Origin of the sequence: Bradyrhizobium sp. (assembly GCF_016462955.1) — a bacterium.
Lineage (GTDB): Bacteria > Pseudomonadota > Alphaproteobacteria > Rhizobiales > Xanthobacteraceae > Bradyrhizobium.
In genome coordinates this window covers 2,551-11,152 of record NZ_JAEMSD010000070.1, presented here as the reverse complement: position 1 = coordinate 11,152, position 8,602 = coordinate 2,551, and the positions used below count along the sequence as shown (strand labels likewise).

General features: G+C 62.6%; 7 protein-coding genes. 5 read left to right on the top strand and 2 right to left on the bottom strand.

Annotated elements, in window-relative coordinates; all coding sequences use genetic code 11:
• Positions 1 to 770, bottom strand: a 770-nt coding sequence (locus JHD07_RS10435; protein WP_291621666.1) for a LysR substrate-binding domain-containing protein, incomplete at its 3' end; no start/stop codon positions are given.
• Between the two features lie 134 nt (positions 771 to 904).
• On the opposite strand from JHD07_RS10435, the gene JHD07_RS10430 reads away from it, so the two are divergent.
• From JHD07_RS10430 to JHD07_RS10410, 5 genes are all read left to right on the top strand, one after another.
• Complete coding sequence (locus JHD07_RS10430) at positions 905 to 1,948, top strand: ABC transporter substrate-binding protein (RefSeq protein ID WP_291621664.1); 1,044 nt, start codon at positions 905 to 907, stop codon at positions 1,946 to 1,948.
• The gene (locus JHD07_RS10425; protein ID WP_291621662.1) at positions 1,945 to 2,727 is read left to right on the top strand and encodes an ABC transporter ATP-binding protein; all 783 of its coding nucleotides are present in this window, start codon (positions 1,945 to 1,947) and stop codon (positions 2,725 to 2,727) included. Before JHD07_RS10430 ends, JHD07_RS10425 begins: the two co-directional genes overlap by 4 nt.
• Complete coding sequence (locus JHD07_RS10420) at positions 2,724 to 3,596, top strand: ABC transporter permease (protein WP_291621660.1); 873 nt, start codon at positions 2,724 to 2,726, stop codon at positions 3,594 to 3,596. Before JHD07_RS10425 ends, JHD07_RS10420 begins: the two co-directional genes overlap by 4 nt.
• Before the next feature lie 7 nt (positions 3,597 to 3,603).
• On the top strand, positions 3,604 to 5,685 hold the full coding sequence (locus JHD07_RS10415) for a molybdopterin oxidoreductase family protein (protein WP_291621658.1): 2,082 nt from the start codon (positions 3,604 to 3,606) through the stop codon (positions 5,683 to 5,685).
• Positions 5,686 to 6,061: 376 nt separating this feature from the next.
• Complete coding sequence (locus JHD07_RS10410) at positions 6,062 to 7,288, top strand: DNA methyltransferase (protein ID WP_291621656.1); 1,227 nt, start codon at positions 6,062 to 6,064, stop codon at positions 7,286 to 7,288.
• Here JHD07_RS10410 and JHD07_RS10405 read toward each other — a convergent pair.
• Positions 7,236 to 8,602: hypothetical protein (locus JHD07_RS10405; RefSeq protein ID WP_291621654.1), on the bottom strand; the 1,367-nt coding region annotated here is incomplete at its 5' end. The two genes, JHD07_RS10410 and JHD07_RS10405, sit on opposite strands and share 53 nt — an antisense overlap.

The following is an 8,602-nucleotide window of genomic DNA, read 5'->3' as shown; positions in this document are numbered from 1 at the left end:
GCCAGGATCTGCGCACGTTCCGTCGGTTCTTCCGTTGCGAGCGCCACGCGCGGGAGAATGGTATGGCCGCGGCCTTCGCGCGCGAGGGCTTTGAGCTGCCCCACGGAGTTGATCTGCGCCCCGAATTTCAGAGCGAGATGATGAGCCTTCGCGGTCTTGCTCAGCAATGGGCGCACGGGGTGCTCGCCATCGGTCGTGTAGATGAGCCAGCGGGGGAGTTGCTCCAATGCAATGCTCTGGCGCCCCGCTGCCTCTTCGCCAACTCGCCCGAACAACACCAGTTCGTCCTCGGCAAGCTCCGTCAGCGACAGGCCGTCGGCCTGGTCATCGCCATAGAGGATGCCGGTGTCGATCTTGCCCGACCGGAGCCAGCCGCGCAGGTCGCCCGTCAGACCTTCGAACACATGGACTTGCGCGCCTGGAAACTTGAGCTCGAGAGCCTGCAGCAGCGGCAGCGTCAGCACCGAGGCCATGCTCACGGGAATTCCGATGGTGACTTCCCCCGCCACGTCGGCGGCTTCTTGCACCTCGCGGCGAGCCAGGTCGAACTGGGCACGGATCTGGCGGGCATGATCCAGCAGGATCTCGCCGCAGGGGGTCAGCGTCACACCGCGCGCGTGACGGAATAGGAGCTGGACCCCCAAATCGGCTTCCAGGGCCGCAATCTGGCTCGAAAGCGCCGACTGGGCGATGTTGCCACGCGCAGCAGCCGTCGTGATGCATCCATGAGTCGCAACATTCTGAAAATGCACGAGCTGTTTGAGATTCATGGGTGCGCCATTGCAGCCGGACCGATCCGTCAGCGATCTTAAAATCAGATCGCAGTCAGCGCAATTTACTGTTTGATGAATTTTAAGGCAGGCCCGAAGATTGCCTCGCCGGTTAGCAGACCGTTCGAGGGAATATGACGAGCAGCAGAAATCACAACGGCCGGTGGAGCCGTCGCGACGTCGCCAAGGGGTTGCTGGCCGCACCCTTCATTCTGTCCACCGCAGCCCAAGCCCAGTCGTCGGCGAAATACGAGTTCGGCGTGGCCGGCATCGACCCGATCTACAGTGCGCCCTACGTCGCGTTCAAAAAGGGATACTTCAAGGAAGCCGGCATCGATGTGGGCTATTTGAATTCCCAGAGCGGACCGCGCACCAAGCAGATCCTCACGGCGGGGCAGGTGCTGGTGGGATGCAGCGGCGTCAACGACGCCCTCGCCACCACCGTCGCCGGCAAGCCCACCACGGTCGTGTTCGGGCTTGATCGCAGAATTACCTACGCAAACATCCTGATCCGCAAGGAAGACGCCGGCAAGTTCAAGTCGGTCGCCGACCTCAGTGGTCAGCGCCTGGCCGTGACCCAGCTGCAATCGGCCACCTGGCTGATGGCCGTCTTCATCACCGAGAAGGGCGGCGCCAAGGATGTCGATATCCGCGGCCTCGGCGACTTTGCGACCATGCTCGGTGCGCTGAAATCGAAACAGGTGGCCGCGACGATCGCGACCTCGGCCATGCTCGAACAGATGAAGGGCGAGGACTGGGCGGTGCCGCTGTTCAGCATCGGCGACGATGCCAGCTGGAAATCGACCTTCGGCGGCGATGTCCCGGGCATCGGCTGCTACGTCCTGCAGGAACAGATCGACAAGAATCCGGCAGCGATCCAGGCGGCCGTCACCGGCCTCGTGAAGGCGCAGAACCTGATCAACTCCAGTACGCCCGAAGAGCTCGCCGAGCTGCTGCACGAAGACTACATGAACTCGCTGCCGAAGGAGACCGTGAAGAGCGGCCTGACCTTCTACAAGCAGAACGTCTTCTCGCCCGACAACATCATTTCCGAGGCCAGCTACGCGCTTCTCTCCGACATCATCAAGGATCGTCAGTTCACGCCCGACCAGATGGCGAAGATTCCTTACAAGTCGGCGATCAACATGGATTTCGTGCGCAAGGCGCGCGCGGCATGAGCGCGATGATCGGGCTTCGTCACCTCGGCAAGTCGTTCGAGAGCAAGAGCGGCGAGATCGTCAAGGCCGTAGGCGACGTCTCCCTGACCATCGAGAAGGGAGAGTTCGTCTGCATCGTCGGACCGTCCGGTTGCGGCAAGAGCACGATCCTCAACATGATCGCGGGCTTCCTGCCGCCGACCGCAGGCGAGGTCCATGTCGACGGCGCGCGCGTCGATCGCGACGTGCCGGCTTCGCTCGGATACATCTTCCAGAAGGACACGGTGCTGCCCTGGTACACGGTCCGGCAGAATGTCGGCCTCGGCCTCAAATTCGCCGGCGCGGCCAGGAAAGACACCGACAAGAAGATTGACCGGCTGCTGCGGCTCGCGCATCTCAGCAACTTTGCCGAGGCTTATCCGCATCAGCTGTCCGGCGGCATGCGCCGCCGGGTCGCGCTGTGCATGAGTCTGGCGGTAGATCCGAAGATCCTGCTGCTCGACGAGCCGTTCGGCGCCCTCGATACCCATACCAAAACTCATCTGCACAGCGAGCTGCTCGAGATCTGGCGCGAGCTCGGCCAGACCATCGTCATGATTACGCACGATCTCGACGAGGCGGTCACGCTGGCCAGCCGCGTCATCGTTCTGTCGTCGCCCCCCAGCCACATCCTGCTCGAAGAAGTGATCGACATTCCCTATCCGCGCGACGTCTTCGAGCTGCGGCAATCGAACCAATTCACCGCTCACATCCAGCGCGTCTGGAAGGTGCTCGGCAACCAGTTCAGGGCGGCAGCATGAGCAGCGACCAGGTGCAGATCGCCGGCCCGGAGATTTCCGCAGGCCGCGCGTCCAGGACGCAGTCGCGGCGGCGTTCGGCCGGCGGCTTGCGGATCACGCTCACACAAGTGCTGATCCTGGCGGTAGCGCTCGGAGTGTGGGAAGCGCTGACGCGCATCACCTGGTTTCAGCAGAATACGATCTTCGACCCGTTCTTCATCAGCCGTCCTTCGCTGATCGGCGCACGCATCTGGCAGTGGATGCAGCCGGGCAAGAACGCGATATGGCCCCATCTGGCGTCGACCCTCTACGCCACCGGCTTGGGTCTGCTGGTCGGCACTGCGTCCGGCTTCGCCGTCGGCGTGATGCTCGCCCAGAGCCGGTTCTGGGCCAAGGTGCTCAACCCCTTCATCGTCTCGATGAACTCGATGCCGCGCATCGCCTTCGTGCCGCTGATCACGATGCTGTTCGGCCTCGGTCTCGCCTCGAAGGTCGTGACCGCCTGGTTCATGGTGTTCTTCCTCGTCTTCTTCAACACCTACAAGGGCGCGAACAGCGTCGAGCAGGAACTGGTGAATTTCTGCCGGACGCTCGGCGGACGGCGGTCGCAGATCCTGTGGCGCGTGCGCATTCCGACGGCGGCGGCATGGACCTTCGCAGCGCTGCCCAACGCGATCAGCTTTGCGCTGATCGGCGTGGTGCTTGCCGAGTTCGTGGGATCGACGACCGGCGTCGGCTATCTCCTGACGACAGCGCTGGCGACGCTCAATGCGACCGACATGTTCGCCTCGATCGTCATCCTCAGCCTGGTCGGCGTGGGTCTCGTATATCTGATCAGCGCGATCGAGCGACGACTGCTGCATTGGTCGTCCGAATTCCGCAACGATTGAGGTGCGCATGCCGAGCAGCAGCTTCGTCAAGACGGCTTGCCCGCACGACTGTCCGAGCGCCTGCGCGCTGGAAGTGGAGCGCTTGTCCCCGACCCGCATCGGACGCGTCCGCGGCAGCGCCGAGAACAGCTATACGTCGGGCGTCTGCTGCACCAAGGTGTCGCGCTATGCCGACCGCGTGCATCATCCCGACCGGCTCGCGCAGCCGATGCGGCGCGTCGGCGCCAAGGGATCGGGTGAATTTGCGCCGATCAGCTGGGACGACGCGCTCGACGAGATCGCGGACCGGTTCACCCGCGCGACACAAAGCCATGGATCCGAATCCGTCTGGCCCTATCATTCGGGTGGCAATATGGGCGTCATCCAGCGCTGGGGGCTCGACCGGCTGCGGCACGCATTCCGCTATTCGCGTCAGCAGACCACCATCTGCGTGACGCCGGCGGAGTCGGGCTGGAAGGCCGGCATCGGCGAATTGCGCGGCTGCGACCCGCGCGAGATGGTCGATGCCGATCTGATCCTGATGTGGGGCGGCAATCCCGTCTCGACCCAGGTCAATGCGATGACCCACATCGCGCGGGCGCGCAAGCGCGGTGCGAAGCTGATCGTGGTGGACGTCTATCGGACGCCGACCATCGCTGCGGCGGACATCGCCGTGATTGTCCGCCCCGGCACCGATGCCGCCCTCGCGCTCGGCATGATGCACGTCCTCCTGAAGGAAGGATTTGCGGATGAGGCCTATCTCGCGGGGCTGACAGATTTCGACGAGGACGTGAGGCGTCACATCGAGAGCTGGCCGCCGGAGCGGGCGGCGCAGGTGACGGGCGTCGATGTCGCGCAGATCGTCGAGATCGCACGGCTTTACGGACAGACCAAGCGCAGCTTCCTGCGCCTCGGCTTCGGCTTCACCCGCTCGCGCAACGGCGCCGCCAGCATGCACGCGGTGTCCTGCCTGCCGGCGATCACGGGTGCCTGGCAGCACAAGGGCGGCGGCGCGTTCTTTCTCGCGCTCGACAATTGGCGCCTCGACACGACGTTGGCGCATGGTCTCGACATGCGCGATCCCGACACGCGCATTCTCGACCAATCGCGCATTGGCGCCATCCTGACCGGCGACCCGGTCGCCCTCAAGGGCGGGCCGCCGGTCGCCGCGATGATCATGCAGAATGCCAACTCGGCCAATGTGGCCCCGGATAGCCGCAAGGTGGCCCAGGGGCTCGGCCGGGAAGACCTGTTCCTTTGCGTGCACGAGCAGTTCATGACGCCGACGGCGCGCTATGCCGATATCCTGCTGCCTGCGGCGATGTTTCTCGAAGCGGACGACATCTACTACGGTCTCGGGCACACATACATCACCGCGGGCCCGCGCGTTCTCGACCGCTATCGGGAGAGCTGGACCAATCACGAAGTGGTCTGCGGCATCGCGCGGCGGCTGGGATCCGATCATCCGAGCTTTCGCATGAGCGCGTTCGAGCTGATCGACAAGACGCTTACTGCATCCGGACGGGGAACGGCGGCGGAGGCCTTCGGCACCGGCTGGGTGGAATGCGCCGAACCGTTCGACGACGCTCATTTCACCCATCGTTTCCCGACCGCGGACGGCAAATTCCATTTCAAGCCGGATTGGGCCGTGATCGGACCGTACGGTCAGGGCATGCGATCCTTGCCGGACTTCATGGAGAATTATGAAGTCGCCGACAGCGAGCACCCGTTCCGCCTCGTTGCACCGCCGGCGCGGACCTTCCTCAACACCACCTTCACGGAAATCGAGAGCTCACGGAAACGCGAAGGCGCGCCTCACGTGATCATCCACCCCGAAGACGCCGCACGCCAAGGCGTGGCCGATTCCGACATCGTGCAGATCGGCAACCGCCGCGGCCGGCTCGAACTGCCGGCGAAGATCGACCAAAGCGCTCGTCCCGGCGTCGTGATCGTCGAGGGAATCTGGCCGAATGCGGATTTCTCGGGAGGCCTTGGCGTCAACCAGCTGATCGGCGACGATCCGGTACCACCCAACGGCGGCAGCGCCTTCCACGACACCGCCGTCTGGATGCGTCGGTTGCGTCAGGATGCGGTGATCGGAAATAGCTGAAAGCCGCTCGCGGACATTGGGGCCGAAGCACAAGCCAAACACCGCCTGCATTTCACCGAAGGTAAGCAAGCTCGGTTTGCAAGAGCCGTGGTGACCAGGGGCGGAGCCTTGGTGCCCGGGGGCTGCTCCACTCCTACGTTGAAATTACGCAGGTTTTACGCCTATCGGGCAAATCGAACAACCGTCCTACCCACCGGGCCGCGGGCTGCCGCGGTGAACAGCGATTAGATTCCCGCTGTGGGCATCGAAACGGCCCCGGTTGCAAAGAGAACAAAAACCGAACACTATCTCGTGCCACTGGGAGGAACTCGTTAGGGCGCTGTTAACCAAAACAGCCGCACATGGTTAATCGATGTCAGAACGGACCCACCTACAATTGGACGCACTATCGCAGCGCCGGCTGGTCGAAGCCGCACGCGACGGCGCGCCCGTGCGTGGTCTGACACACGGCTACTACAAGTACCCTGCTCGGTTCTCGCCGGTGTTCGCGAAAGCCGCGATCAGCGCCTTCACCAAACCAGGCGACCTTGTGCTTGATCCACACGTCGGCGGCGGCACCACGCTGGTTGAAGCCATCGCCTCCGGTCGGGAAGCGGTCGGCGTGGACATCAGCTCGCTCGCTGAGTTCATCACTAACGTCAAATGTACGGTCTTTTCAGAAGCCGAACTTGAGACCCTGGAGCGGTGGGGCAGCCGCGTCGCAACGTCGGTCGATATTCACAAGCCGTCTACACCGCTCTCTGACTACGAACAACTTGGTTATTACAAGCACCTCAATCATCGTTCGCGCTGGCGCATGCGCAAGGCGATTGAACAGTCACTCGCTCACGCGATCAAACTCGGCACGCCTCGTCTTGAGAGCTTCGGTCGCTGCGTCGTTCTGAGAAGCGCACAGTGGGCGCTCGATGGTCGCAGTAAGCGCGCGACCATCGAAGACTTCCGCCGGACGCTGACTGAAACCGCTGAAGATATGGTCCAGGGCGCTCGTGATCTGCGGGCCTCCGTCCGTCTCCACGGTCGCCAACAAGCCATCACGGTTCTGCGCCGCAGCGCGATTGGCATTGACGAAGAACAGACGCTCACGGACATGCGCGCGCCGCGCTTGGTCGTCACGTCGCCGCCGTATCCAGGCGTGCATGTGCTCTATCACCGCTGGCAGGTCGACGGTCGCAAAGAAGCGCCGCTCCCTTTCATGATCGCCAACAAGCTCGATGGTGCGGGCCTCAGCTACTACACGATGGGCGACCGGAAATATCCGGGCCTGAAAACCTACTTCGACAACATCAAGGGTTCGATGTCGTCGGTCGCGGCACTTGCCGACGAACAGACGATCATCGTGCAGATGGTCGCGTTCTCGTCGCCGGACTGGCAGCTCCCGCGCTACCTCGAAGCTATGGAAGAAGCCGGACTGACTGAATTTCGCCTGCCGATCCTCAAGGGCGAGGCAGACGGTCGTTTGTGGCGCAGCGTCCCCGGCCGCCGGTGGTACAGCGCTCAGCGCGGTACAACACCGGGCAGCCAAGAGGTCGTGCTATTTCACCGTAAAGCCGTCACGCGGCCTTCGGCAGCTTCTTTGGCAGCGTCAGACAGAGTGGCACGATAACGCGCGCCACACCGGCGCAATGCGCGTTGATGTCTTTGCGGCACTGCTCCTCATTTTCCTTCCACGCTGGTGTCGGCTTCACGTTCTCAAGCAAGCCCATCGCGATCAGCGCCAGACCGTACTTGAACACAAAGTCAACGGCAGGCTGTTCCTCGGGCGGGCGCGTATGCTTCGCCTGTTCCAACAAGTGCGAGTCCTTGTTGAGAGCGAGCTTCAGCCGGGTGCTCCCGGGCTCACGCTCCACCGTCAGCGGCAAAGCGTCGGCGCCGTTATTCACCTCGATCACGTCGGGACGGCTCGGCGACTCCTGCGTCTGCACCTTGTCCTGATTCGGTTCCCGTTCGCGCTTCTCGCGCTCCTTAACGACCGTGACGTGAATGGTGAGCTTGAACGAGTGATTGGCGTCGTCCTTGATTAGCACCTCGGTGGTCTCGGCCGTGCCAACAACCGCCTTCTTCGGGCAGTGGAAGGTCAACGTAAACCGACCGTTGAACAGCCGTGACGACGGCTCGAACGATCCGGTGGTGGTGACGACGCCGGGGTGCTTGTCCCGTGTGAGGTAGTTGTTCGCCACGTCAGTGATGAACGAAACACGGGTGTCGTCACCCTTCGGCAGGTCAACTCGCACGACGGTCATACCGTCCGCCCGCTTGAAATATGTCGGAAACTCCTTTCCGACATATTCATCCGGCTTGCCAGTCACCTTGTCGCCCGGGTTCTTGGTGGCCGTGGCGGCAGCAACCTTGCCCGGCAACATGCTGCTGAACAAGTCCGCCAATGAGGGGTCGTTCGCCAGCAACTCTTCCAGGGCACTGATGCCGAGGTCATCGGAGGTCGCGTTCTTGATTTTCTCCTCGTAACGCTGCTGGTTAAGCGCCTTCAAACCTTCGTGGTTCTTCAGCTCCTTTTGCAGCTTCTTGAACAGATCCTTCAGAAGGTCGTCCTCACGGAACGTCTCGCGGTTTGCCATGAAGATCGCGTTGCGCGAGGTCTGGTTGAGGCTCGTGCAGTCCAGCGTCACCAGCATGCTGCCGGCGATATGTTCGAGGTCGACCGCGCCGGTCTTGAAGAACTGCGTGTCGCGCTTCGCATGTGACTGACCGTTGATAAGCGCTCGCAAGCCAGTCTGCGGGGCATCGGCATCGGGATCGTCCTTGTCCAGGATTTTGAACACGCGGACCTCAGCCGGAATGGTTTCGCCGGTCATGAGCTTGATTTGGATGCTCGCGCCCTCCTCGAAACCGGGCTCAAGGTTCTTGCGATTCCACTTGGCAATCCGGTTCCAAATGGTGGTCTGCATGACGTTTGCTTTGT